Source organism: Arthrobacter sp. 10N44_2 (assembly GCF_056394385.1).
Genome location: NZ_JBFTHT010000001.1, coordinates 148,746 through 174,017, shown reverse-complemented (window position 1 = coordinate 174,017; position 25,272 = coordinate 148,746). Strand labels below are relative to the sequence as shown.

Below are 25,272 nucleotides of genomic sequence, written 5' to 3'. Positions count from 1 at the left end.
GCCCGACGGCGCCACTTCCCAACAACGACGACGCCTCGACGCAGCCCCGGCACCAGGCCACAACGGTCAAACGCGCGCGCAGCCTTCTCCCAGCCGCCTGAGGCCAGCCATTTCAGTCCTCGGGTTCCGAGGGCCGGGCAGGCCGGCGCCCCGACAGCGTCTGGACTGCCTCTGCGATGCCCTCATCCCCTCGTTCAATCTCTTGCATGTAGAGTCTTCCGCTCGTAATGAGGCCGTCCTCGATCTCGAAAATCGTCACCCCGCGCATGTCGAAGGGCCGCCCATCAGTCCGGGTGCCGGCCCAGGTCCATTCGCTCCACGTGGTATTACCGTCGTCCACGGAGCGGACCACTTCTGCCTGAAAATCGGGAACGCCAGCGAACATCGCTGCCCAGTTCGCGTGCATCTGCGCCCGTCCCACAAATGCCCTGCCCGGGTGGACCGGCTGCACGCTTTTGTACGACTCATGGAACAACGCGGCCGCTGCCTCAAGGTCGTGGTCATTGAACGCAGCAAGCAGGCGCTGGATAAATTGGCTCATGTGATCACTCCTCGGTGTGGCGGAGCTCGTGCTGTGTTTCATGCACAGGCCCATTAACGGGCCCCCACTAGGGCCGGGATCCGGCCAGCCCGCATCGTCAATGTACGCCTCCGCCGTCGCCCGGTTCCAGACCGATTAGGTCTGGCCGCACAGGTCCGGACCGATCGGGCCCAGACCGGTGAGGTCCAGGCGCCAATCGGTCCGGGAATTCCTGAACTGACGCGGGCACCGCTAGCCGGTGACCTTCCTGGCCGTCGCGTTCCACGTCAGCCGCCCGCGCTGGAAATCCGTTGCCCGGCCGACGGATACCGTATACGAGTCGCTCGTGGGATAACCCAACCGGCTAGTCTCCCAGCCGAGCGAGGCCCACCTATTCCGGATCGCACCTGTCACCGAGTACGCCCGGGTAGTCGGCGTCCAGAAGATCGATGCCCCACCCGAACCGGAGAAGTGGTTGTACCGGCCCACCTTGTCCGGTGTGCCCTTCTCGTCCGTTATGGGATACCGCAGTGGCCCGGTCTCCCAGCCAAGTGCCGCCCATTTCGATCGGATCGACCCAAGGACAAAGTGGGCCCCCGTCGCCGGCGACCAGAAGATCGAGTTTCCACCCGCACCTGAGAAGTGGTTGAACCGCCCTACCTTGTCCGCGGACGCCGTAGTGTCGGAGGTCGGATAGCCCAGGCCCGACTCCCAGCCCAGCGACGCCCACTTAGCACGGACCGGCCCTGTCACCGAGTGGGCCTTGGTTTTCGGTGTCCAGTAGATCGAGGCCCCACCCGCACCGGAGAAGTGGTTGTACCGTCCCACTCCGTCCGGGGCGTGCTTCTCGTCAGTGATCGGATAGCCCAACGGCCCTGTCTCCGCGCCCAGTGCCATCCATTTCGATCGGATCGACCCAAGGACAAAGTGCGCTCCGGTCGTCGGAGAAAAGTAGATCGAGGACCCGTCCGAACCGGAGAAGTGGCTGTACGCACCAACGCCGTCCGGCGAAGCTTGCCCGTCGGAAGTCGGGAAGCCCAGGATGCCGGCGGCACCGCCGGCTGCCTTGTAGCGGCGGCTGATCTCGCCGCGGACCGAATGCGCCCCGGTCTTGGGTGACCAACAGATCACCCCTCCGACGTAGTCCTGGCACTTGCCTACGCCCACGGCGTACTCCGCGGTCAGCGACCGGCCAAGGCTCGACCCGGGGCGGCCCGCATTGATCTTCCAGGCATAGGCAGCGATGGGGTCGTCGGTACCGTTCCCTGTGAGCATGACCTTCTTCGCAGCTTGGCCGTCGTCCGCCGTGATCAGGTAAAAGGTCTCGCTCGTCCCTGCTTGCCCGACGGCCGCGGGCGCGAAGGTCACGGTCTGGTATGCGGTTTCACCGGCGGGAATTTTCAAGCCCTCGGAAATGGGATTGGTAGTGGAGAAGACGCCCTGCGGCGCTTTGGCCTTCGTGATGGTCATCGGGACGTTGCCGGTGTTCTTTATCTCGAAAGCCCTGGTCACCGACGTCCCGACAGGGACGTCACCGAAGTCCAGGGCGCGCGGCATCTCCAGGTGCGCCGCGCCGGAGACGGCAGTCGCGGCCACGTTGACGGTCACCTTCCCGCGGTCGCTGGTGACGACGAGGGTATCGGTCACCGGACTCGCCGATGTGGGACTGAACGTCAAGGACACCGCAATCGACGCGAGCGGCTGGATGGTCTTGCCGACCACCGGCACCGTGGCCGGGTCGACCTTGAGCTGTGCGCTGACCGGCAACGCGACGCCGGTGATCTTGGCGACTGTGGTGCCGGTGTTGACGATGTTGACCGTCTGCCGGCTGACCGTCTTTGTCGGGACGTCGGTGAACTGCACCGTGGCCGGAGTCGCGCCCAGGCCCTCCTTCGTGCCGATGCCGTGGACGCCGAGGAGGTCGGTTTCGCCGTCTGAAGTTTTGACCGTCAAGGTGCCGTCCGCCTGGCCCGGAACAGTCGGCGAAAACGTCACGGGTACGGTCAGGCTCGCACCCTTGGCCAACTTCCGGGGCATCGTGAGCCCGGTTCCGATCTTGAACGGGGCGCGCGTCGTGATGGAGCTGACCGTTACCGCCCGCGACGCGGTGATCGTCACGCTTCCGGTCACGGAGGTGGCCACCTTGGCGGTGCCGAGATCGGTGTTCTTTGCCCCTACCGCCGATGTCGTCGGGGCGCCGAAGCCCAAGACGTGCCCGTCCCGCGTGCCCACGTAGACGCGGCCCTTGTCAGTGGCCACCGAGGAGAACTTGGCCCCTATGCCCAGCGGGGCGCTAAACACTTCCCTGAGGTTCCCGGTGTTATCCGGGATTGCCCGGTATGCGCGCAGTTCCGCATCGGCCCCGGTACCTGCGCTGACATAGACCACCCAGACAAGGGCGGAGGACCCGTCCGTGCCGGTGGATGTCACCGACGGGGCGCCGGAGCTGAACCCGAACGTACCAGCGGACGTTCCGACGGCTGCCAGGCTAATCCCACCGCTGGCGCCCGGCACGAGCTTGAAGGCCCTCAGGTACCCGTTGCTTTCGACGATGTAGAGATATCCGCCGCTGGGCGTCCCAAGAAACGCGGGCCGGCCCCAAACTCCGCTGTACGGTCCGGCTTTGTCCAGGACGGCGTCAGTTCCGCCCGGCCCCTGCGCCATGCCGCCCAAGTTGTCCCGGTCCAGCAGGTACATGGTGCCGTCTTTACCGATTTGGGCCAACAGGTGCGGGTGTGCAGCCGTGCCATAGCCGTCCGGGATCGCGACGGGAGCGCCGGAGCCCAGATCGGCGTCGTTCCTGTTCAGTTTCGCGTTGTCGGCCGGGCTGAAGAAGTCGGTGGCCTTCAGATTGCCGTCACTGCCGACTCGGAGCCGGACCACCGCCTCCGCCAGGGTGGTGGGGGGCTTCGATCCCGGGCCGGGCTTCGGGGAAATCCCGTTTCCCGTGGTGAGCAGTATTTGACCGGGACCGTCGGACACCAGTCCACCGCCAGATTGCCAGATCCCGCCCTCCGCATTGGCGTTGCCTGATTCGGTGGCCCACATCGTCGTCTGTCGCCCGGCGGTCGATACGCCGACGACATAACCTACGAAGGGGGTGTAGTCGCAATGGCTGGCAAACCCTGCATACACGACCCCGTTCAAGAGCAGCAGCCCTGGGCGCTGCATCGCCGTCATCGGGTTGAACGGGCGGGTGGGGTCATTTGTCGGGGCGCCTTGGATTGTGACGGGGAATCCGGGTTTCTCCGCGCCGGTCGCAACATCCAGGGAGTGCATGTACCAGTGTGGGAACTGATTGTTGGCCCCGTCATTCGTCTTCGCCAGCAGGAAGACGCTCTTCGTCACCGCGTCGTAGACCGGCGTCGAAGTAATTCCGATGTTGGGCGTGAGATCGCCGCAGCGAACGGTCGACGCCGGCCACGCCGGCCCAAGTTTACGGGTCCACTTCGCCGCACCCGTGGCGCCGTCCAGCCCGTAAACGGCATTGTTTTCCGTCGCCGCAATCACGGTACCGCCTACTACGAGCGGCTGGGCGTAGACCTTCCCGTCCACGGTTGCAGAGAATAGTTTGCCGAAGTTCGATGATGCGACCGCCGACGGCGAGAGCCCGGGTTCGTTTTTGTCCCAGCCTGTCCGCAGTGAATCGTGGGCGATGGTCCCCACATCCGCGACGGCGGTATGGCCGACGGAAAGCGCTGCGAGTGCGAGCGTTGCCGACAGCAGTGATGCCCAGGCGCCTCGGGACCACGGCCGGTGTCGGTGCGGAGTTGCGTGGATCGTGGCTGCCCGGTGCTTCCGGAGATGCGGTGCCCAACCCTTAAGTCCACCGCGAAGAAGGCCATTAAAATGGCTGGACGACACCCGAAATTCTGTTTGATCAAACATGGCTGAGACCCGTTTCTGACCACTACATTGACTTTATAAACCCAGTACTCTGGAGCCTAGAAGCGGGGTTTGAAGAGCGCGCGAGTGGTTGCCACTCGACTTCTCCCGGGCAATTCGCGTTTTATTTCGGGCGCTACTTGGCCGCTACTTGGGCGAACGCGGTTGTTTATTTGCTTCCCCGAAAATCCGGGCGGTCCCCAACGGGGGCGAAGCGGGCGTGGGAATGTCTCAGCGTTTCGAGCCCAAGGGCTGATTCACGACGGCGGCGAGCGCCATTCGCTCGACGGTCTCCCCTATCGGTTCATCAATGCGTGCAGGATTGCGGCACCCAGCGGTCCTGCTGGGGCCAACAACAAGAAGCCGACGGCGGGGACACCAAGCACCCACGCAACCCGGCGTCGTGCCTGGTCAACCAACCGCCGGAGGGCGGCGAAATTCCCTATGAAGTCATCCGGTTTGCCTGGCACCGCGGGCGTGCCAGGATCCGGCCCTCAGCGATTTCGCCCAGCGCACCCCGGTACCAGGGCGAGCTGGCGTCGCTCAACGGACTGGCACCGAACATCCGCCTGAGCAGCGAACGCGGCGGAACGAACGCCTGGACTGCCAGCAGCTCCTCAATCACGGACTGGGCCGCAAACCGCTCGGTCAGGCGCAGGTGCTGGGTGTCCGCTCAATGCCTCGACGCCTTGTGGGACGCATGCGAGGGATGTTGCTGGCACGAGGCCCGCCCACGCTGCGTGGGTGTCGGCGCGCCGGAATCTTTGCCGCGTCGCGTTAGGCTCCTCCCATGCCGCCCGATCAATTCCTGGCCGAACTGGCCAACTCCCTGGACCACCTCGGCACGCTCGCCCGGCAGCCGCGGGGCACTCTTGCCGGCGCCGTTCCGGCGTGCCCCACCTGGACGCTCGAGCAGCTCTTCGGGCATCTCGGTTCAATCGAGAGGTGGGCAGCCGGGGTGGTCCGGACGGGCACCTTTGTCCAGGAACCTGCACCGCCGGCCGAGGGCGCCGCGGCCTGGTTTCTCGCGGGCACCGCACCCTTCCTCGAGACGATGACGGGCCTTGATCCGGAGAGCGAATGCTGGACCTTTGGCCCGCCTCCGCGCACCGCCCGGTTCTGGCTTCGGCGGCAGGCCCACGAACATGCCATCCACCTGGTCGACGCCTGCCAGGCGCTTGGCCTGGAGATCCCCGCGCTGGCCGACAACTTCATGCTCGACGGTGTCGACGAGGTCCTGGCGATGTTCGCGCCGCGGCAGCTGCGACTGGACCGGATGCCGCCCCCGGACAAAGCTGTGACCTTCCAGGTGCCAGGGGCCGCCAGCTGGACACTGGGACCTGGCGCCGCCGTGGCCTTGATTTCCGCCCCGCTGCCGGTGATGTATCTGGGTCTTTGGGGTCGATCCAACCTGGCAGAGAACGCCGTCATTGAAGGTGACGCCGCCGCGGCCCTGCGTGTGCTTCGGGGTCCGCTCACACCGTGAGTTCCGGCATCGGGATTAGGATACGAACACGTCCCGCGAAGCCGTGGACGCTCCACGAGCCGCCCGATGCTTTCGTGACCGCATGTTCGAAGGGAACCCAAACGCATGTCAGAGCACGCCACACCCGGCACCGCAGGTCTCTCCACGCCCCAGGCCAGATGGGGAATTCTCGGCACCGGGTTTATCGCCGGGCTGCAAACGCCGGACCTGATCGACAACGGCTCAGTGGTCCAGGCCGTCGGCTCCAGGACCATGGCATCCGCGACCGATTTCGCGGCCCGGTTTCAGATCCCCACGTCCCATGGAAGCTACGCGGACCTCGTGGCCGACCCGGACGTCGACGTTGTCTACGTTTCTACGCCGCACCCGTTCCACCACGAGAATGCGCTGTTGGCCCTGGACGCCGGTAAACACGTGCTGATCGAAAAGCCCTTCGCCATGAACGCCTGGCAGGCCCGGGAGATCGTGGAGCTCGCCGAGACGAAGGGGCTGATCGCCCTTGAGGCCATGTGGACACGCTACCTTCCGCACATGGTCCGCATCCGTGAGCTGATTCGGTCCGGCGCCCTGGGCGAGGTCCGCACAGTGATCGCTGACCACAACCAGAATCTGCCCAAGGATCCGGCGCACCGCCTCAACGACCCGGCGCTGGGCGGCGGAGCGCTCCTGGACCTGGGCATCTACCCCGTCTCCTTCGCCTTCGACGTCTTCGGGGTGCCGACCGGGATCCGGGCAGCGGCCAGCATGACTGAAACCGGAGTTGACCGGCAGACCGCGATGATCTTCGAATACGGTGACGGGCAGCAGGCCGTGCTGCACTGCGCGCTGGACACGGCAGGACCAAACCAGGCCTCGATCATCGGAACCGAAGGCCGGATCGAGATCCCGTCAGTCTGGTACACGCCGTCGGCCTTCACCAGGTACGACGCCGACGGAAACATCGTCGAGCGATTCGATGAACCCGTCACCGGCCGCGGCATGCAATACCAGGCGCGGGAAATGGAGCGGCTCATTGCGGCCGGCTCCATTGCCAACGACATCCTGCCGCCCGGGCAGAGCGTTCAGGTCATGGAGGCCATGGACGAAGTTCGGCGCCAGATCGGCCTCGCCTACGCCAGCGACGACAAGGACCACGGGCGCGAATAGTAACGGTGCTGGGGCGGCCCCAGTTTTCCGTGAGGAGGCACGGCCGCCGCTCACCCTCGCCCGATCAGCCCGGCCACGCGATCGAGTTCTTCATCCAGATTGTAGAAATGTACCGCCAGCCGGATTCTGCCCTCCCGGACCGATGCCACCACGTTGGCCTGGCGGAACCGCGCCAGGACCGCCTCAGTGTCTGTCACCGGCACGGAGAAGATCGTGGAGCGGTGCTGCTCGGCGAACGGCCGGAACGAGGAGCCCTGCGCCGCCAGGGCCTGCTGAAGGTGAAGGGCGAGCCGGGCGTTGCGATCGAGCAAGGCCCCGATCCCAAACCTGCGGAAGATGCCGAGCGCCGCCTGCTCGGCCAGGGCGGGAAACCAGGCCAAGGAGGCGTCGAGCTTCGAGGCCGTGGGTGAGAGGTCCATGGCCGGTCCGTAGAAGCTCTCGGCCGGGTTGCGCGCGGCCTTCCAGCCGGGACCGACGGGCTGGATCCGGTCAAGCAGTCCGCTGCGGACATAGAGGTAGCCCATGCCCCGGGAGCCGAGCAGGAACTTGTGGCTCGCGGCGGCCAGGAAATCCACGCCGTCGCGCACCACATCCAGGGGCACCGCGCCCGCGGCCTGGCAGGCGTCGACGAAGAACCAGGCGCCGGAGCGGGCCGCGACCCGGCTGAGCGCGGCCAGGTCCGCACGGTAGCCGTTGGCCGAATGGACGGCACTCACAGCGATCAGGCGGGTGCCGCCGTCGGCCGCCTGGCCAAATTCCTCGGCCGTCACGCCGTCCCCGCCCGGTGCCACGGCGCGGACCTCGTAACCGCGGTTCCGGAGCAGGAGCCAGGGGTAGTAGTTCGAGGCGAATTCGTTCCCGGCAACCACGACGTTCTCGCCGCGCTTCGCCGGCGGCAGGTTGGCGGCCACTATCCCGGCGGCGGAGCTCACGGCCGGGACGATCGCGATCTCCCCCGCCGTCGCCCCGACCATCTCCGCGAACATGGTGCGGGCCTCCTCCCCTGCCCGCTCGGCATCCATCCAGTCGAACCTGCCGGCGGACCATCGCTTGACGGCCAGCTCGTACGCCTCGCGGGCGGGTGCACAGCCGACGTTCATCGAGGCGGTGTTGAGATAGATGGTTTCCTGTAGCCCCGGGAAGAGTCCGCGAATTTCGGCCGCCTGCATGGCACGGACCGCCTAGCCGTGCCCGCGCGCGGAGTCCAGGCCCTTTGCGTAGGCCGCCTGCCCCACGTGCTGGAGGCAGTCGGCAATCGTGCTGACCAGCCGCACCCCGAGGGTGACGGGCGGGTCCCAGCGGGTATCGACGATGCGGTCGAAGTCGTCGTCGCCGAGGTGCTCCAGGAAATTCACGGTCTGCCGGTGGACGGCTTCGTAGTATTCGAGCAACAGTTCCGGCGGTGCCTGCACCGCGTCCACCTGGCCGCTCGTATGGCCGTAGCCGGTGTCCCGCTTGGAGAGGGGCAGGCCGAAGCGGGCGGCAAACCCCTCCGAGGTCCACACCTGGTCCAGGCCCGCGGCGGAGGCGACTTGCGCGTCCTCGACCCTGCTGAGGTGCCAGATGAGCCAGGCCATTGAATTCCCGTTGACTCCCGGCCGTCGGAGCAGGGTGGCATCATCAACCCCGGCCAGGGCCGCGGCCACCGTCTCACGGATCCGGCCGAAGGCATCCAGCAGCAGTTCATTGGATTTCATCGAGTCCCCTCCCTGTGCATGATCGGAGTGCTTGCATGATCGGTGATCCCCATGCTTGCATGGAGGCCGCACCGGCGGATAGGGCCGGGCGTCGCCGTGTCAACGGCGCACGCGGAGACGATGACGGGGGCAACACGGCCACGCGCAGTTCCGCAGTCCGCGAGGTCTTGGCAGCGGCGACCCCCGCGCCTACCCTTACGGATTATGAGCAACTTGTTGCCTGTAGCGCAGCCGGTTCGGGCGACGTCCAGTCGCTGGGAACGCCGTGACAAGTTCCATCTCGCCGGCATCACCGGCTTCGTCCTCCTGCTCAACGTGGTCGGCTGGAGTGTGCTGACCCTGGCCGTGGCTCCGCAGAACTTCGCGCTGGGCCGCTCCGGCGTGTACGGGGTGGGGCTGGGCGTTACCGCCTTTCTGCTGGGGGTGCGGCACGCGTTCGACGCCGACCACATCGCCGTCATCGACAACACCACCCGCAAGCTGGTCGGTGAGGGAAAGGCCGCGCTGGGGGTGGGCTTCTGGTTCTCGCTGGGCCACTCCACCGTGGTGTTCGGCGCGGCGCTGCTCCTGGCCCTCGGCGCGAGGGCCATGGCCGGCACCGTGCGGGACGGGGACTCGGCACTGGTGCAGACGCTGGGACTGGTGGGAAGCGTCGTGGCTGGAACGTTCCTGATCCTGATCGGTCTGACGAACCTCGCCTCGGTGGTCGGCATCGCCCGGGTGTTCCGCGGGATGCGGACCGGGGAACTGGACGAGGCTGAGCTTGAGCACCAGCTCAACAACCGGGGCTTCCTGGCAAGGCTCCTCGGCGGAACCATCCGGCGGATCATCAAGCCATGGCACATCTATCCCGTCGGCCTGCTGATGGGCCTGGGATTCGACACCGCCTCCCAGGTAGCCCTGCTCGTGCTCGCCGCCGGTTCCGCGGCCTTCTCCCTGCCCTGGTACGCCATCCTGGTCCTCCCGGTGCTGTTTGCCGCCGGAATGAGCATTTTCGACACCGCCGACGGCGTGTTCATGTCCCGGGCTTATGGGTGGGCGTTCCTGAAGCCGGTCCGCAAGGTCTTCTACAACCTCACAGTCACGGTGCTCTCGGTGATTGTGGCGCTGGTGGTCGGTGTCACCGTGCTGCTTGGGCTCGTGGCGGACAAACTGGGACTCGAATCGGGGCCGGCGGCCGCCATCGGTTCGCTGGACCTCGAAAACGTCGGGTACATCGTCGTCGGACTCTTCGTCATCATCTGGCTGATCGCGCTCGCCGTCTGGAAATTTGGCCGGATCGAGCAGCGCTGGAGCCACGCCGGCACCAGCTGAGCGGATGCGGGCGCAACGTAGGTCAGCAGCTGGGCGAGTCGAACTCGTAGGCCCCCGAATCGGCAGCGGCCGTCCCGTTGCAGTCCCCGTCCTGGGGCACCGGACTTCCGGCGAGGTCGACGGCGGACAGGCTCGTTCCGGCGCGGTCGATGGCCGGGCTGGTGCCGGTCAGGCGGAGATCGGCCGGTGCGTTCACGAAGCGCGCAGACGCAGTGGTGGACGTGCTGTTCGGTACGAAGTTGACCGGGCCATTGAGGACGTTCTGGTTCTCGGTCCAACCCGAGCCGTTGATCCATAAGGAGTTCCTGACGCCCGCCAGGATGTTGCCGCGGATCACGGTCGATGCAGGGCAGCCCGCATGGCAGACAACGGCCTGGGACTGTGGCCCGTTCAGATACACGGTGTTGAATTCGAAGACTGTGCCGTTCGTCGGCCCGAAGGACGTCCCTGCACCGCGGGCGATCAAGCCCTTGGCCTGGGCACAGTTGGCACCACAGGTCGACCGGACCAGGTTGTAGCGGTAGGTGTTGCCGTCGGCCGTCCCGGAGGACCTTCCGATCTCGGAGAAGTTGTTGTTGTCCAAGGACACATTGTGATGGATGTAGTTCCGGCTGCCGTTGTAGATTTCGAAAGAACCGCCGTCGCGGGTGTAATCGTAGGAAAACGCAGTGGAGCCGCTGACCGTGTTGCCGGAAAGTTCGTTGTCGTTGCCGTTGATCAGCACGCCGGAAGCGCCCGAGTCGTCATTGCAGTTCACGGCCTGGGGTGTCCCGCAGTTCGTGCCCTGCGTCAGGACGTTCATGACGTTGTTGTTGGTCAGGACGTTGCCGGTGTATTTCCCGAAGTCAGACCCGGTCCCCGCCTTGATGCCAACAGCGTTGTTGGAGGCACTGGAATTCCGGACCGTATTGCGGTCGCCGGTGACGCTGATGCCCGCGTAGCCGCAGGAGACGCCCCGAAGTCCGTCAACGGTGGTGAAGTTGCCGTTGATCCTGATGCAGTTTCCAGACTTGCCGCCGGTAATCGTCGGGGCATTGCCGGTCCCGTAGCCGGTCAAGGTGATGGGTGCGGCCTCGGTTCCGCTCTGGGTGGTCACAATGCCTCCGGCCCAGGTGTCGCCCCTGCGGAAACTGACCGTGTCGCCGGGCTTGAGGACGATCGAGTTGACCTTCGACAGTGACTTCCACGGCGCAGCGCTGGAGGTTCCCGGATTGGTGTCACTCCCCGAGGCACTGACGAAGTACGTAGTGCCCGCGGCCTGGGCCGGCGCCGGGAGGCCCACCGCCAACCAGCCGGCCGTCAGGATCAGGGTGGTTACGGCTGAGCGAACGGAGTTAATTCTCATGGCGATCCTCGCGGTTTGATGGTCAGAGGAGGAGAGCTCCGCGACCTTGAGTATGTCCGCTCCGGCTGCGGCCATGAGTCGAGACGCGGGCTTAGGTCATCCGCCGACCCTAGTGGGCGGGGGTTGTAAAAAGCTTGGGCATGATCAACCAGAGCTTTATCTCAAACAGCGCTGTATAATTTATTTTGGTCAGCAAAAGTACCTGACCGGACCGGTCCCAGCGCGGAGACGTCGCACCGCCTACCTCAGTTCCTTCGTCCTGGAGTCTTGCCATGATGCCGCGCCCTACCCTCCCAGTCCTGGACAATCCGCCCCGCAAGCGTCGGTGGAGGCGGGGCCATCGCATGGCGGGGGTAGTGGCGCTGAGCATTGCCGGCTTGCTCGCCGCCTCGACGTCGGCCAATCTCATCCTGGAACAGATCGAAAAGTCCCACACGGTCGCATACGGCGAAATGGTTCACCTCAATGAGGGAACCATCAATGTCACCCGCACCGGCGAGACCGGGCCGACGGTCGTGCTGCTCAGTGGACTCGGGACCCCTGCCCCGGGGCTCGATTTTGCCCCCCTGGTCCGGGAAATGCGCGGCTTCCGAACAGTGGTTGTTGAGGGATTCGGCTACGGCTTAAGCGACATGACTGCCCGGCCAAGGACCGTTGAAAACATCGCCGAAGAACTTCATGAAGTGCTGTCAAAGCTCGGCATCAGGGCGCCCTACACTCTCATGGGCCACTCGATCGCCGGCTTTTCCACGCTGTACTACGCGAACAAGTATCCAGCGGAGGTGTCCGCCGTTATCGGCATCGACCCCACCGTTCCGGCCAGCAGGATGTCCGTAGGCGGAACCACCGACCCCGCCGAGGCTCCTGCAGCGGACTACTGGTGGGCGCACGCACCGTCGACCACAGGCCTGGTCCGCTGGGCCACGGCGCTGGGTTTTGGAGAACCCGGCGGCGGCAGCTTCACGGCAGCAGAACGCCAACAAATGCGTCAGATAACGAGCTGGAACTTCGGCAACGCGGCGGTCACTGATGAAACTCTCCGGATGGGCGAGAATGCCGCCATGCTCCAGGATCTCCGCTACCCCGACGCACTTCCGGTGCTCTACTTCCTGTCACAGGACACGATGAACCAGCAGCCGGACTGGTACGGCGCGCACGAACGGCAGCTGGCCAACGTACGGCGCCACGAGCTGGTGGTCCTTGGGGGCGAGCACTACCTGCACTGGACGCAGTCCAAGGCCATGGCAACGAAGATCACCGAGTTCCTGCGCCACGGCGGCACCCGGTAGATCTAGTGGAGAGACTTATCGGTCGGCAGGTCCGGCGGGACCAGGAGGGCCCGGATCGTTGACGGAAGGATCTTTGCCGCCGCGACCTCATCCAGTCGTTCCGCCCGGATTTCGGCCGCCGCGCTGTGGAGGATGGCGTAGAAGCAGGCAGCCTGCCACGTGAGGGAATGATCGGTACGGAAGATCCCCTCACTCCTGCCCTTTTCCAGCACCGACATCACCCTGGCCAGCGGCTTGTCGTGGTGAGCCCTGATTTGGTCGGCTGAGAGGTATGGTTCGGCCGCCGCCAACAGCGCGTTGAATTGATGGAGGACCCGCCAGGATGACTGGACGATCTCCTGCAGGGAGTTCCAGGTGTCTTGCTCGATGTCTACAGCGGCGAGTTCGGCCTCGGCGCGGTCCATGGCCCTCTCGAACACCGCGCCAACCAGGTCCTTCCGGTCTGCGAAGTGGCCGTAGAGGGTCACCCTGCCCACCCCCGCAACTCGAGCAATTTCAGCCATGCTTGCCCCGGGATTGTCACTGAGGCGTGTCAACGCGGCGTCAATGATGGCATCTTTGTTCCGGACGGCGTCCGCCCGCTTGGTGCGTTCTTTCTGCACTTCCGGCACCGGCCCTCCCAGCCCATTCAACTACTCAAACAATGATGTTCAGGTTACCAGCGGGGACAGTTCAGCCGCCCGGACCATCCGGTTCGGGTGAGGTGCCGGCCGGCGGAGCGGTCCTATGGTCAGGGCATGGGACTATTGCGGCACCGGCATGACGAACCCATAGGCGAGCGGTTTCAGATGCGCGAGAAACTGCTGTCGATCGGGGACGACTTCTGGATCGAAGACAGCCACGGCCAACGCGCCTACAAGGTCAACGGCAAGGCGGTCCGAATCCGGGACACGTTCGTGTTGGAGGACACCTCGGGAAACGAGGTGGCGAGCATCCAGGAGCGCAAGCTCTCGGTCCGGGACAAGGTGGCCATCGAACGCGGCGGCGACACCGCCGCGACAGTCCACAAGGCCCTGGTTGGGCTCCGGGACCGCTTCTCGATCGACGTAAAAGGCGGCCCCGACATGAAGGCACACGGCAACATCGTCGACCACGAGTACGAGATCGAGCGCGACGGCCAAACGGTCGCCACGATCTCCAAGAAGTGGTTCCGCGTGCGCGAGTCCTACGGCGTCGAAGTCGCGGGCGGCGAGGACGTCCCGCTCCTCCTGGCGATCACCGTCGCCATCGACTCATTGACCTAGCCTGTCCAGGCAGCATGTCGCCCAGGAAAAGCACCGGATCCCTAGTAGCCACGACCCTGTGGAGGCTATTCGGGTTCCTGACGGCGAGCGCGGTGTGCGGCGTCCTGGCCGCCAGCCTTCTGGTGCCCACCGTGGCCGCGACCGGCGTCGCCGTCAGCGACTCGATCAAATTGTTCAACAGCCTCCCCTCGGAACTGACTGTTGATCCGCCGTCGGAATCGACCAGGGTGCTCACCGCCGACGGGAAACCGATCGCCACCTTCTATGCTGAAAACCGCGTGAAGGTCCGGCTCGACCAAATGTCCCCGTACATCAAGGACGCGATCGTCGCGATCGAGGACCGGCGATTCTACGAACATGCCGGCATTGACCCCCAGGGGATTCTCCGGGCGCTGGTGTCCAACCTGACCAACGGCGGAAGGCAGGGTGCCTCCACCCTGACCCAGCAGTACGTCACCAACGTGCTCAATGAATCCCTCGTGTCGGCGGACAAGGGCGACCAGATTGTCCTCAACGGGCAAAAGAGCATGGCCGACAAGATCCGCGAGATGAGGCTCGCCGTCGAACTGGAGAAGAAATACACCAAGGACCAGATCCTGGAGGGGTACCTGAACATCGTGTTTTTCGCCCGGGACGCCTACGGCATCGAAGCTGCGTCCCGCTACTTCTTCAACACCACTGCCAAGGACCTCACCCTGCCGCAGGCTGCCCTGCTGGCCGGCCTCGTGAACAGCCCCAGCTTCTATAATCCTGACGTCCATCCGGAAAACGCCGTCCAGCGGCGCAACCAGGTTCTCGCCAAGATGCTCAGCTATGGCGCCATCACCCAAGCGCAGCACGAAGCGGCCGTGGCCGCCCCGGTGGATCTCAAGATCACCCCCGGGAGGCAGGGATGCGCCGGCGCGGAAATGGCACCGTACTTCTGCGACTACGTCTCCCACCTCATTCTCAACAATCCGGCCTACGGCGCGGATATTGCCGAACGCGAGCGGAAGCTGTTCCGCGGCGGCCTGACCATCACCACCACCCTGGACAGCCGGCTCCAAGTGGCCGCGCAGGCGCAGGTCGATGCCACGGCCGGGGCCAACCCGGACAAGTGGGGCGCCGCGATGGTCTCCATCGCACCCGGCACCGGCAAGATCCTGGCGATGGCGCAAAACACCGTGTTTCTCCCGGCACCTGGCAAATTCGACACGCAACTGAACTTCAACGTCGATTCCAAGGACGCCAACGGCAACGACCTCAACGGCGCCGGCGGGTTCCAGCCCGGCTCCACCATGAAACCGTTCACGTTTGCCGAATGGCTCAACGAGGGCAAATCCCTTTCCGCCATGGTGGACGCGTCCCGGCGCTCCTATCCGCTCGGGTTCCGCTGGAGATCAAGCTGCGGCAGGGTGCTCGGGGCCTACAGCACCAGCCAGAAGAGCCTCGGCGCGGCGGACGACCTCCAGAACAACGACGCCGGGTACTACCGCCGCATGCGCGTGGACTACGGGCTGTATAACTCCATCAACACCGCCACCTTCGCCGAGGCCGCGCAACTCGACTTCTGCGGCATCCAGAAGATGGTCGATGCCGCCGGGCTCCACAGCGGCGTGGACAACGCCCAAATCAACATGCACCAGCTGGGCAATCTGCTGGGCGCCATTGGCGTGGCGCCTCTCCATCTGGCCAACGCGTTTGCCACCTTTGCCAACGACGGAACCTACTGCACGCCGATTGCCATTTCGGCAGTGAACGACGCGGCGGGACAGAAACTGCCGGCCGAGACCAGCTCCTGTCACAAGGCGATCAAGCCCGAGGTCGCCCGCGGAGTGAACGCCGTGCTGCAGGACGTGCTGAAACGCGGGTCCGGCGTTTACATCAAGCCCAAGGTCCAGGAGCGGTTCCCGGTCGCGGCCAAGACAGGCACGTCCAATACCAATGGCGCCACCTGGGTGGTGGGCTACACAAGCGGCCTCGCTACGGCTTCCTTCTTCGGCGACGCCCTGGAGGGCCAGAAGAGGCCCGGGCAGAACATCACCATCAACGGCAAGTTCTACAAGGCCATTGACGGCTACATGCTCGCCGGCCCGCAGTGGGCGAACTACATGCGGCAGGTCGCCCGTTACTACCCCACCGCCCCCTTCCCGGCGCCGCCGGAGTCAATGACCCGGACGCCCTCCGCGAGCCGCACGCCCCCGACGACCCGCACGCCGTGCTTCCCCGGTGTTAGTGGTGCGTTGTGTCGCTGACACTGGCCCGAAATGCTCCGGATCCAAAACCGCACTCTATGCCAACGGGGCCCGGAGCCTCTATCCTCTTGCCATGGGAGACGGGGCCAATTTCCGGCGAGGGGAATCGCGCCACCGCGCGCGGGTGGCTCATGAATCCCGATAGCGCCCAGCCCCACGACAACTACGACGCGTTCCTGTCGAGGCTGGACGCCGCCACCAGCAGCCTGAGCACCCGGGCCGCGTCGCTGGACAAAGCACTGGCAGCCGTTTCCCTCCTCTTGGGACCATCTGAGTCCGCCGTCCGGAAATGGGAACGACGGCGCCATTACGTCGGTGAGCAGCTCGCCGTTCACTCCGGGTCCCCGCAGTCGTACACCGCGCTGTGCGAGCTCCACGTCGTGGCAGGAAAGATGGAATCAATGCTCCGCGGCCGTGTCCAGCGTGTCACCGAGAAGCTGGCGGTCATGCAAGGGCGTCGTGAGGCCATCGACAAGTCACTGCTGGAGCTTGAGCTGAGCCGAATTAAGCTGACGTCGTCCCGGATGCTGTCACAGGACCGCGAAAAGTTGAGCAGCATCTTTTCCGAAATCGCCGGCTCCACCGCGGCCAAAGGAGCCATTCCCGATATGGGGTTGCTGGGCGATCTCAAGGAAGCACGCGAGGCAATCATCCTGGCCGAAGCGCTCATGGAAGTGAAGGGGTACTAATCATGGAAATTTCACGGCGCGATCAGCCCCGGAAGGACATCGTCGCCCTCGTTCGCTGGTCAAAAAAACCGGGCGAAAACCCTGTCTTCAAGTTCATCATGTCGAGTATTTTGGGGCTGATTCTGTGCCTGTTCCTGATGATCTTTCTGCCCTTCCTCAGAAGTTTCGGTGCGCTGGTTTTGTTCACCCTCTTCTTCGCCGCGCTTCTGACGGTGCGCACGGTCATGGCCCAGCAGCGCTTCCTGCGGGGGCTGACCAAGAGGATCAATGACACCCTCGCAGAGGTCACGAGCAGCCCGGGTGACCAATTGTCGGTCAGGCAGTTCCGGCACATGACCAAGACCGGCGAGCAGCTTCCGCTCCTTGTCAGCGGCGTACCCGGGCTGAACCTGCATGTGGCCCGGGCGTCAACGCTGGAGAAACATGCCCCCGAGAAATGGGTTGCGGTGTTCACGGTTGTGCCTCCGGAGAACGGAACCGCCAGCTTCGACCGCCTGGTGGCGGCAGCAGTCAACGCCGGCCCCGGTACCACCAGCGCGAAAGCGTCCTAGCGGCGGGAGCCTGCCGCCGTCGTTGCTCCAAATCATCCAGCGCCGCTGGTGGCTCTTCGGCTATGGCGGGCAAGCGGGACGTTCTGCCCTAGCGTCTGGGCCCCAAAGACCCAACAGTGAGGACATGACGACCACGTCGGGTCGCAGGCTGTCTCTGCTCAGCAACTTGTGGGTTGCTGTTTTCTTCCCTCCCAGGAGTGCAGAGAATTCAGAGATCTGGTTCCGGGGACCGAAAATGACGCCAAGACAACATGTTGACCGGGTGAGCGCCGAGGACATGATGTCCCTGGACGCGGACATCGGCTCAGCGCCAATGCAAGTCGGGGCCATCCTCATGCTCAGCACGGACGGCAGCGACGATTCGGCACCCCTCCTGGAAGCACTGGCGCGTCGGCTCGGCGCTGTCCCCCGGCTGCGCCAGCGGCTGGTGTCTGTGCCCTTCGGCTGCGGGCGGCCCATTTGGGCGGATGATTCCGGCTTTGATCCGGCACACCATCTGGGCGTGATCGCCTGTCCGGCGCCCGTTGGTGAGGAAGCCGTGCTCAACATTGCAGCCGAAATGCTCGCTGCGCCGCTGTCCCGCGACCGTCCTCTCTGGTCAGCCAAGCTCATCACCGGCGTGAGCCAGGACCGGTCAGCGCTTGTTTTCGTTTTCCATCATGTCCTCACAGATGGAATTGGGGGCCTCGCCGTCCTGGAGGCCCTGGCAGCCGCGGAAGCCGGGTGGGACGGTCGCCGGGAGCCAGAGATTCCATACTCGGCGCTCTACCTGGCCCTTGATGCTGCAAGGAGCCGATTCAACGCACTGGCCCGGCTGCCGGCCGCACTGCGGACCGCAGCCGCCGGAGCCTCCGAACTGCGGCAGACGGGCAAACCCCGGGCTGCCCGCACCTCACTCAACCGCCCGACAGGTCCGCAACGGACGCTTGCCGTCCTCCGCTGCGACATGGAGGCCGTCAGAGACGCCGCGCACATGCAGGGAGCGACCGTCAACGATCTCATCCTCACCGCCGTCGCTACCGCCCTGCACCGCCTGCTCCTGGCACGGGGCGAATATGTCGAAGAGTTCGTCATCTCTGTGCTGTTTTCGGCACGCCGCCACACGACAATCACCTATCTGGGGAACCGGAGCGGCATCATCCCGGTGACCGTTCCCGCGGTCGGTCCGGCCAAGGGCCGGGTGGCAACTGTTGCCGCAACGATGAGGAGTGTCAAGCAGCGGCCTCCCGGGGCCTCCACTGCAATCATCGGCCCCATATCCCGGGCCGCAGCGCACCTTGGCGCCTACCGCTTCGTCATAGACCACCAACACCTTGTCCATACATTCGTCACGAACCTGCGGGGGCCCGAACGCGCCCTGGCGATCGCGGGCAGGCCGGTAACCGGGATCATTCCACTCGGAGCGATCAGCGGTAACGTAACGGTTGCCTTTGCAGTCTTCTCCTACGCCGGCACGCTGACCATCACCACAATCGCCGATCCCGGGACTTGCCCGGACCTGACAGGACTGCGTGACGAACTTTCCAGCGCACTTGAAGCTCTGATGGTGACCGGGCCTTCATAAGCTTCGACCCGAGAATATCCGGTCATGAAGAGCCGACGGCTCGGCGCATTCTCCGCGGGTGGGATCCTAAGAGACTGACGGGGCGCTGGCTAACGGCGTATTTCCAGGCGTTTACGGACCTTTGTCCAAAAACCCGGACTGGCGCCATCGTGTGTCATCCGCCCGGTCCAGGGGCTCTTCGACGTGTCCCTCCGGTAGACATGCGCAACAGGAGCATTCCTGCTCACGAATGTCCGGCGGGCCGTCCAAGCTCAAGGTCATGCCCCGACCCTAATCGATGGACTGAGTGCCCTGCCCGCAACCGGGCCATAACTTTAGGCATTCGGGCCGCGCCCTCTTTGCCAGCTCGACTTCCTCACCAGCTGGAGTGCCACCGGAAAACGTCCGGCGGAACCGGCTGCGGCCACCGCAGCGACCATGCCTCCGGAACGCGAGTCGCAGGACGGACCGTGACGGTGCATGTCGCAAGCGCACACCGCATGACCGTGGACATCCGGACGTGGCTGTTCCAGAATCGGGAATGTGCCCATAACCGAGCAGTACGGGCTTGTCTTCGACGGTGACCTGCCGCCGATGCGTTCCCTGCGCACGGCGTGGCTGCTGTCATTGTTCCTGGGCTTCAGCGGCGCAGACAGGTTCTACCTCCACAAGCCGTTTACCGGCACCCTGAAGCTGTTGACGCTGGGCGGCGCCGGCATCTGGTGGCTCATTGACCTATTCCGGATCACCAATGAGTACGCTGCCGACGGGGCATCCATGCCGCTGGCCGGGACCAACTCCCTGCGACGCGGCCTGCGCCTGGCCTCGACTGTCCTGGTCGTCACGCTCGCCGGTGCGGTGGTCTGCGTCAGCGCCGCCCCCGTCACCAGGACTGTCAGCGCCACAGTTGCCGCGATGAACGCACTGCTGCATCCGGCCGCGCCGCCCCCGGTGAAAGAATGGGTCACCGTCGCGGAGGCCTCCGGCACAAAACTCCCGGGCCCACTCGTAACCCTCACCGGCAGGCTTCACATCGAGTACACCTTCACCGGGGCCGCCATTGCCTATCTCCAACCCGTGAAAGGACCGGCCCTCGCCGTGCTGTCCCTGGCCAAGGCCGGCGCCGGGGCGATCGGCATCAGCCTGGCTCCGGGGACATACGCGCTGATAGTCAGCACCACCGGAGCCGTCTGGCACCTTACGGCCCAGGAATACCGGCCCTCCGGGTAGCACCGACTGAGCCTGAGCACGTCCGGGGGTTTCCGGGCCATGGCCTCGGTGTTTGCAGCGCCGTCGGCTCTGAACCTGTTCCCTATTGAAGAGACGCGGTCAGGCGCGCCAGATTGTCGAATACCTTTTGGGCTACGGGCCGCCGGATCCAGTCCTCGAGCTGCAGCTCGCGGCTTTCCACGCGGTACCCGTCTTCGATCCCGCGAATTGCGTCCACAAAATCGCGACCGTGCACAAGTACGGATACCTCCATGTTGAGGCTGAAGGAACGCACATCCATGTTGCTGGAGCCAATCACCGCAACTTCCTCATCAATAGTGAAGTGCTTGGAGTGCAGCACCTTCGGCGCCCGGTAAAGGTAAATCCTGACGCCCGCGCGGAGCAGTGCTTCGTAGTACGAACGCTGCGCGTGATAGACCATACTCTGGTCGCCGACCTCGGAAACAAAGAGCTCGACGCTTAGCCCCCGCGCAGCTGCCGTGACAATAGCCATGAGGATGGATTCGTCCGGGACAAAGTATGGACTGGTGATGCTGACGCGACGCTCAGCTTTGTGGATAAGCGTCGCGTAGAGCTTCAAATTGTTGTCGTTGTCGAAGCTGGGGCCACTGGGCAGGACTTGTGCGTCGATGAGTGCAGAATGATGACTGACGCCTATGGCGCTGGAATCCAGTGGCAGGATCACACCCGTTTCGCTGTACCAATCTGTCGCGAAGACCGCATCCAGCTCCCGGACCACTGGTCCTTCAACGCGCATCATCAGTTCGTGCCACTGAAGCCCGCGCTTCAGGTTGCTCTTCGTGTCGTAGCTCGCGTCGATGAGGTTCTGGGACCCCGTGAATCCCACGCGGCCATCGACGACGCAGATCTTCCGGTGATTGCGCAGGTCCGGCCTCTGCCATTCGCCACGCCACGGCCGCACCGGCAGCATGGGGCGATATTCCGCCCCTATCTCCTGGAGGAACTCCAGGGTTTCTTTCCGGCCGGGGAACTTCAGGCCAGCCAGATGATCGGACAGAACCCGCACGTCAACGCCGCGCCGTCGTGCCCGGGCCAGCGACTGAAAATACGGCTCTGTCGTTGCGTCCAGCACGAGGATGTAAAACTCCACGTGCACATAACTTGTGGCCGAATCAATATCAGCGATCATGGCATCGAAAGCTCCGTTGTACTCGCCCAACAGGGTCGCACTGTTGCCCGAGACCATAGGGAGGGCCCCAAGGTTGCTGTTCAACACCACCGCCGAATGCAGCCATTCCGGCCAATCAAGGCCGCGGCTAATGAACGGGCTGCCTTCAGTCCGTGACAGGACCAGAGCGTTAACTTCGCGCTGTTTGTCCCTGCGCGCCTTGGGCAGTTTCGAGTAACCAACGAAGAAATATGCGACGGCACCAAGGATCGGTATGAAAATTATGGCGAGCACCCAGGCAATGGCAGAGGATGGACGGCGATTCATCGACACCAGGACAGCTGCGACGGTCACGAGTAATATGTGGGCCGCCAGCAGGAGCAAGGCAAACGTTTCCGCGTCCTGGAAGAATCCGCGCACGGCTGCCTAAACGTACTTCAAGGCGCGAACGCCGTCAGACCAGCACCCGGCTCTTGGTTCCGTCAAAATATCCCAATAGTCTTCCCGGAAACTCATTTGCTTTTCCTGCTCTCAAAGATGCGTTCTCGTTTCCGGGACGGCCTGTCCCTCAGCCCTCTCTTTGGAGGGTATGACCATTGTTTGCATTAGGTCCGGCATGGGCCTCACCCGCTGCGGGTGAAATTCCGGAAATGCGTAGCGCGAGTTCCGAGTCGGGTTCGACCAGCTGGGCCCGCAGGCGACTGAAATCCCGGACCCGGTCCGCGGAAAAGTCCGCCCGCCTGGCTGTAAGGATCTGCAACCCGTTCCGAGCCGCGGCAGGGCCCGTGGCTGCGCCCGAGAAGGCGTCGCCGTTCGCAGTGGCCGCCAAGTAGACGGGCACGGAAAGGAAAGGCAGGCACCCCACGGGTGCCTGCCTTTACCATCGCCCATGCCGCGCTCAGTGGCTCTTGCGTGCGTCCTGCAGGTGCCGGTCGAGCTTTTCTTCGGCTTCGCGGCGCCGCTGACCGATGATGCGCAGCTGCTGCGTAATCGGATTTCCGTAGCCATCAACGTCGCGGTGATGCGTGCCCTTCAGGCGCTCGGGGCCGGAGGGCAAGGTCACCCGCGGTTCAGTATTTTCGCCCATACCGGGATGATCCCACACTGCCCGCCGGCTGAAAAGGACGGCTATCGCCTCGAAGAACCGGCCGGCACGCCGGGTTCATTCCGGCCTCGTGTCCCGATGCAGGTCCGTGTCGAGGGCATGGGCGCTGGCCAACCTGGCCAGCAGGATCCCCAGCTGCGCAGACTGTTCGCTGGTCAGGGGGGCCAGGAGTTCGGCCTCGTGCCGTTCGGCGATTCCGCGCAGTGCTCCGAGAACCTTCGTGCCCTCGGCCGTCAGCCGGAGCTCGTAGTTCCGCCGGTCGGCGCTGCTGCGCACGCGGGCCACCAGCCCTCGCGTTTCCAGCGAGTCGATGAGGGGAACAACGCGGCTCGGCACCGCGCCCAGGCGGTCGGCCAAGGACCGCTGGCTCAGTCCGGGGCTGCGGCCGAGCAGGCGGAGGACACCCGCGTCGCTTGGGGTCAGGCCGAGTTCGCGCGTGCGCTCGGCGAAGCGTGCCGATGCCAGCGCCCCGAGCTGGGACAGCAGGAAAGCGGTTCGCTTCGGCCGCGGCGGATCCGGTGAGTCCATGCCCCAATATTACGCCATTGACAGAATCATTCAACAGGTGAATCATTTTAGTTGTGACGTAATTATCGGAAAGAAGCGATCATGACTGACCTGTCCTCCCACCACACTGCTCCGTCGACGCGATCCGGCGGCCCCAACCCGGGCATCCTGGCGGCCGTGAGTCTGGGACTCACGATCGCAGCCCTGCTCAGCAGCGCGATGCTCACCAACGGGCAGGCCTACGTCTCGCCCTTCTCCCCCGCCGGCCAGGTCGCGGCATATTTTCACGGGAACACCGACGCCGTGCGGCTCGCCAGCCTGTTCCAATTCGGCTCAGCGGTCCCGCTCGGCATCTTTGCGGCCACCGTTTACGCCCGGCAGCTCCGGCTTGGCGTGCGCGTCCCCGGGCCCGCAATCGGCTTCTTTGGCGGCATTGCAGCCTCGGTGTTCCTCATGCTCTCGGCCGCCGTGGGGTGGGTCCTGAGCCGCCCGGAAATCACCACGGATGTGCCGCTGACCCATGCATTGTCGTTTCTCGCATTCATCACGGGCGGCGTCGCCTATGTCGTCGGTTTGGGACTCCTCATCGCCGGAATCGCCGTCCCCGCCCTCATCCTGCGCTTCGTGCCGCGCTGGCTGGCCTGGGCCGGCCTGGTCATCGCCGCCCTGTCCGAACTAAGTTTCCTCTCCATGGTGATCGAGCCGCTCCAGTTCCTGCTGCCCGTCGGGCGGTTCGGCGGCCTCCTCTGGCTTGTTGCCGTCGGATTCCTGTTGCCGCGGAGCCGGGCTGCCGCGAATCGACGCGAACCGTGAGCCTGTCGAGCTGGCCGCCCGGTCTAGGCTCCCTCCCCGGAAAAGCCTCCGAGCACGCCCGCATCCGCGCGGCCATAGCGCACGCGCTCGATGGGACGGTGATGCAGCAGGGGTTGGCGGGCGGCTGAACGGCGCCCGGTCGACCGTCCGGCGCCTGATGTCGGGGGCTGTGCGGGCGTTTCCGCCGCCCCTTCGTCCTTGACGAGTGTCAGGTTGGTTCGGCGGTCCCGGGCAGTTTCTTCCCGGAGGGCGATCAGGTGTTCCGCCAGCGCTGCTTCCGGCCGGCCCGGGTTGGCCTGCAGCAAACGGCACAGCTGCTCCCGTGCACGGGCCTGCCCCGGCGAAGAATCAGACAGCACTTCGGCGATGATCTCGGTGGCCTGCAGGCGTATCCCCCGCGCCCAGCTGTCCTCCGGCCCATTGACCGACGCGTCCGTGGGCGTGTGTCCGTGTGAGGGTTCCGCACGGGACGACAAGTCAATGGACATTGGCGATTCCTTTGTTCCCGTTCCGGCAGAGCCCGGAACCGGCCACGATCCCGAGAGCCCTGCATACATTCCTGGAGCCAGCGGGGCGGAAGACCGTGAAGACACTTTACAACGGGAAAGACCGGTCTGTCTCGGATCGGGAGTGGATTTGATTGCGGTGCCAGGCCCTGTGGCAATTCCTAATCGCGGCTCTGGATGACTTCCTTCAGCCATGCGATTGCGTCGGTCCTGGATGTAAAGAACTCGTGCGGGTACTTGGTCTCCCGGCTCGTGGCGGAAGCGATCACCCTGTCGACTGTGCTGGATCCGAGGACCGCGATGGCCACCACGCCCCTGCTCTGTGCGAATTGGTATCTGGCCGCCGCGCTGAACACCACGTCGGTCATCTCGGAGAGCATTGGCATCGGCGTCCCGCCACTGATCCGGTCCACGGCAAGCATGGCGTCCCTGGCATCTTCGGCGTCCACAAAGGAACCCGGGCGCCAGACGCTCTCGAGTATCCCAGCATCGACGCTGAGCGAGTTCTTCCCGTCGGCGGCGTCGATTGGTCCCTGCATCATGCCGTTGATCCTAGGCCCGAACTGCGGCGGCGCCCGGCACCGCGCCCATGGTGTGGCCTGCGAACGCCGCACGGCGTGGATTCTGGCCTCGCCTGCGGAACAACCGCGGGGTGCCGTACGTTGCACTTAGCCTAGTTAAGACTCGAGAAAGCGAACAAGCCACGTGGCAACCGATTACGACGAAGTCCGCTCGGACGTTAAGGAAACCCAGGAAAACTCCCTGGAAGCACTTCAGTCCGCCAACGCACCGGACGCCCGCAGCGTCGTCCAGGAACTGGACGAGGCCGACGGGCTGGACGGGGCCGGAGTCCCCGGCGGCGAGTTCATCGCCGAAGAGCTGATTGTCCAGGTCATCCCGCAGGCCGACGACGAGTTCACCTGCAGCTCCTGTTTCCTGGTCCGGCACCGTTCCCAGATCGCCCGACGGTCCGGCACCGATATCTACTGCACGGACTGCGAGGGCTAGAAGCGGGGAAGGCCCAAAGCCAGGTCCGTGT

The 25,272-nt window shown here is 64.8% G+C and carries 23 protein-coding genes; 12 read left to right on the top strand and 11 right to left on the bottom strand.

The genetic code is table 11. The features are described from left to right. Window positions 1-112: 112 nt before the first annotated feature. Both AC1DBX_RS00835 and AC1DBX_RS00830 read right to left on the bottom strand, forming a co-directional pair. Window positions 113-541 (bottom strand): nuclear transport factor 2 family protein, encoded by a 429-nt coding sequence (locus AC1DBX_RS00835; RefSeq protein ID WP_476930850.1) that lies wholly within the window; start codon window positions 539-541, stop codon window positions 113-115. 231 nt (window positions 542-772) lie between these two features. Further along, window positions 773-4,408: a choice-of-anchor D domain-containing protein gene (locus tag AC1DBX_RS00830; protein ID WP_476930849.1), complete on the bottom strand. Its 3,636-nt coding sequence runs from the start codon at window positions 4,406-4,408 to the stop codon at window positions 773-775. 787 nt (window positions 4,409-5,195) lie between these two features. On the opposite strand from AC1DBX_RS00830, the gene AC1DBX_RS00825 reads away from it, so the two are divergent. Continuing rightward, window positions 5,196-5,891, top strand: a complete 696-nt coding sequence (locus AC1DBX_RS00825; RefSeq protein ID WP_476930848.1) for a maleylpyruvate isomerase family mycothiol-dependent enzyme — start codon at window positions 5,196-5,198, stop codon at window positions 5,889-5,891. 105 nt (window positions 5,892-5,996) lie between these two features. After that, window positions 5,997-7,037 carry a Gfo/Idh/MocA family protein gene (locus AC1DBX_RS00820; protein ID WP_476930847.1) on the top strand — a complete coding sequence of 347 codons (1,041 nt, stop codon included), beginning with the start codon at window positions 5,997-5,999 and terminating at the stop codon, window positions 7,035-7,037. A 50-nt stretch (window positions 7,038-7,087) separates the two neighbouring features. Here the strand turns inward: AC1DBX_RS00820 and AC1DBX_RS00815 are convergent, their stop codons facing one another. Beyond that, window positions 7,088-8,206, bottom strand: a complete 1,119-nt coding sequence (locus tag AC1DBX_RS00815; protein ID WP_476930846.1) for an aminotransferase class V-fold PLP-dependent enzyme — start codon at window positions 8,204-8,206, stop codon at window positions 7,088-7,090. Window positions 8,207-8,218: 12 nt separating this feature from the next. Beyond that, complete coding sequence (locus AC1DBX_RS00810; protein WP_476873931.1) at window positions 8,219-8,734, bottom strand: mycothiol transferase; 516 nt, start codon at window positions 8,732-8,734, stop codon at window positions 8,219-8,221. 204 nt (window positions 8,735-8,938) lie between these two features. Between AC1DBX_RS00810 and nicT the strand changes: the two genes are divergently transcribed. Further along, a complete protein-coding gene (nicT, locus tag AC1DBX_RS00805; RefSeq protein ID WP_476873932.1) occupies window positions 8,939-10,048 on the top strand; it encodes a Nickel transporter NicT in 1,110 nt (369 codons plus the stop codon). A 22-nt stretch (window positions 10,049-10,070) separates the two neighbouring features. Here nicT and AC1DBX_RS00800 read toward each other — a convergent pair whose 3' ends face one another. Beyond that, entirely contained in the window at window positions 10,071-11,393 is a 1,323-nt protein-coding gene (locus tag AC1DBX_RS00800) for a right-handed parallel beta-helix repeat-containing protein (protein WP_476930845.1), read from the bottom strand. Between the two features lie 344 nt (window positions 11,394-11,737). On the opposite strand from AC1DBX_RS00800, the gene AC1DBX_RS00795 reads away from it, so the two are divergent. After that, the gene (locus tag AC1DBX_RS00795) at window positions 11,738-12,682 is read left to right on the top strand and encodes an alpha/beta fold hydrolase (protein ID WP_476930844.1); all 945 of its coding nucleotides are present in this window, start codon (window positions 11,738-11,740) and stop codon (window positions 12,680-12,682) included. A 2-nt stretch (window positions 12,683-12,684) separates the two neighbouring features. On the opposite strand, the gene AC1DBX_RS00790 is transcribed toward AC1DBX_RS00795, so the two are convergent. Beyond that, complete coding sequence (locus tag AC1DBX_RS00790; RefSeq protein ID WP_459385007.1) at window positions 12,685-13,185, bottom strand: TetR/AcrR family transcriptional regulator; 501 nt, start codon at window positions 13,183-13,185, stop codon at window positions 12,685-12,687. A 234-nt stretch (window positions 13,186-13,419) separates the two neighbouring features. On the opposite strand from AC1DBX_RS00790, the gene AC1DBX_RS00785 reads away from it, so the two are divergent. From AC1DBX_RS00785 to AC1DBX_RS00760, 6 genes are all read left to right on the top strand, one after another. After that, window positions 13,420-13,926 (top strand): LURP-one-related/scramblase family protein, encoded by a 507-nt coding sequence (locus AC1DBX_RS00785; protein ID WP_476930843.1) that lies wholly within the window; start codon window positions 13,420-13,422, stop codon window positions 13,924-13,926. A 14-nt stretch (window positions 13,927-13,940) separates the two neighbouring features. Then, window positions 13,941-16,160 carry a transglycosylase domain-containing protein gene (locus tag AC1DBX_RS00780; RefSeq protein WP_476858359.1) on the top strand — a complete coding sequence of 740 codons (2,220 nt, stop codon included), beginning with the start codon at window positions 13,941-13,943 and terminating at the stop codon, window positions 16,158-16,160. A 131-nt stretch (window positions 16,161-16,291) separates the two neighbouring features. Further along, window positions 16,292-16,849: a hypothetical protein gene (locus tag AC1DBX_RS00775; protein ID WP_223916843.1), complete on the top strand. Its 558-nt coding sequence runs from the start codon at window positions 16,292-16,294 to the stop codon at window positions 16,847-16,849. A gap of 2 nt (window positions 16,850-16,851) precedes the next feature. Then, window positions 16,852-17,400, top strand: a complete 549-nt coding sequence (locus AC1DBX_RS00770; RefSeq protein ID WP_476930842.1) for a hypothetical protein — start codon at window positions 16,852-16,854, stop codon at window positions 17,398-17,400. Between the two features lie 262 nt (window positions 17,401-17,662). Continuing rightward, the gene (locus AC1DBX_RS00765) at window positions 17,663-18,964 is read left to right on the top strand and encodes a wax ester/triacylglycerol synthase domain-containing protein (protein WP_476930841.1); all 1,302 of its coding nucleotides are present in this window, start codon (window positions 17,663-17,665) and stop codon (window positions 18,962-18,964) included. 522 nt (window positions 18,965-19,486) lie between these two features. After that, window positions 19,487-20,173, top strand: a complete 687-nt coding sequence (locus AC1DBX_RS00760) for a TM2 domain-containing protein (RefSeq protein WP_476930840.1) — start codon at window positions 19,487-19,489, stop codon at window positions 20,171-20,173. 82 nt (window positions 20,174-20,255) lie between these two features. On the opposite strand, the gene cls is transcribed toward AC1DBX_RS00760, so the two are convergent. The 3 genes from cls to AC1DBX_RS00745 form a co-directional block, all read right to left on the bottom strand. Continuing rightward, window positions 20,256-21,722, bottom strand: coding sequence for a cardiolipin synthase (gene cls / locus AC1DBX_RS00755; RefSeq protein WP_476850071.1), 1,467 nt, complete (start codon window positions 21,720-21,722; stop codon window positions 20,256-20,258). A gap of 478 nt (window positions 21,723-22,200) precedes the next feature. Then, window positions 22,201-22,389 carry a hypothetical protein gene (locus tag AC1DBX_RS00750; RefSeq protein WP_230011149.1) on the bottom strand — a complete coding sequence of 63 codons (189 nt, stop codon included), beginning with the start codon at window positions 22,387-22,389 and terminating at the stop codon, window positions 22,201-22,203. 75 nt (window positions 22,390-22,464) lie between these two features. Beyond that, on the bottom strand, window positions 22,465-22,935 hold the full coding sequence (locus AC1DBX_RS00745) for a MarR family winged helix-turn-helix transcriptional regulator (protein ID WP_223916881.1): 471 nt from the start codon (window positions 22,933-22,935) through the stop codon (window positions 22,465-22,467). A gap of 81 nt (window positions 22,936-23,016) precedes the next feature. Here AC1DBX_RS00745 and AC1DBX_RS00740 point away from each other — a divergent pair, with 81 nt between their 5' ends. After that, a complete protein-coding gene (locus AC1DBX_RS00740; protein ID WP_476930839.1) occupies window positions 23,017-23,727 on the top strand; it encodes a hypothetical protein in 711 nt (236 codons plus the stop codon). A 23-nt stretch (window positions 23,728-23,750) separates the two neighbouring features. Here the strand turns inward: AC1DBX_RS00740 and AC1DBX_RS00735 are convergent, their stop codons facing one another. Beyond that, window positions 23,751-24,215, bottom strand: a complete 465-nt coding sequence (locus AC1DBX_RS00735) for a hypothetical protein (protein WP_476930838.1) — start codon at window positions 24,213-24,215, stop codon at window positions 23,751-23,753. A gap of 179 nt (window positions 24,216-24,394) precedes the next feature. Beyond that, window positions 24,395-24,775: a DUF7793 family protein gene (locus tag AC1DBX_RS00730; RefSeq protein ID WP_476850075.1), complete on the bottom strand. Its 381-nt coding sequence runs from the start codon at window positions 24,773-24,775 to the stop codon at window positions 24,395-24,397. Between the two features lie 163 nt (window positions 24,776-24,938). Here AC1DBX_RS00730 and AC1DBX_RS00725 point away from each other — a divergent pair, with 163 nt between their 5' ends. Then, window positions 24,939-25,241, top strand: a complete 303-nt coding sequence (locus tag AC1DBX_RS00725) for a DUF4193 domain-containing protein (protein WP_476850076.1) — start codon at window positions 24,939-24,941, stop codon at window positions 25,239-25,241. Window positions 25,242-25,272: the final 31 nt, after the last annotated feature.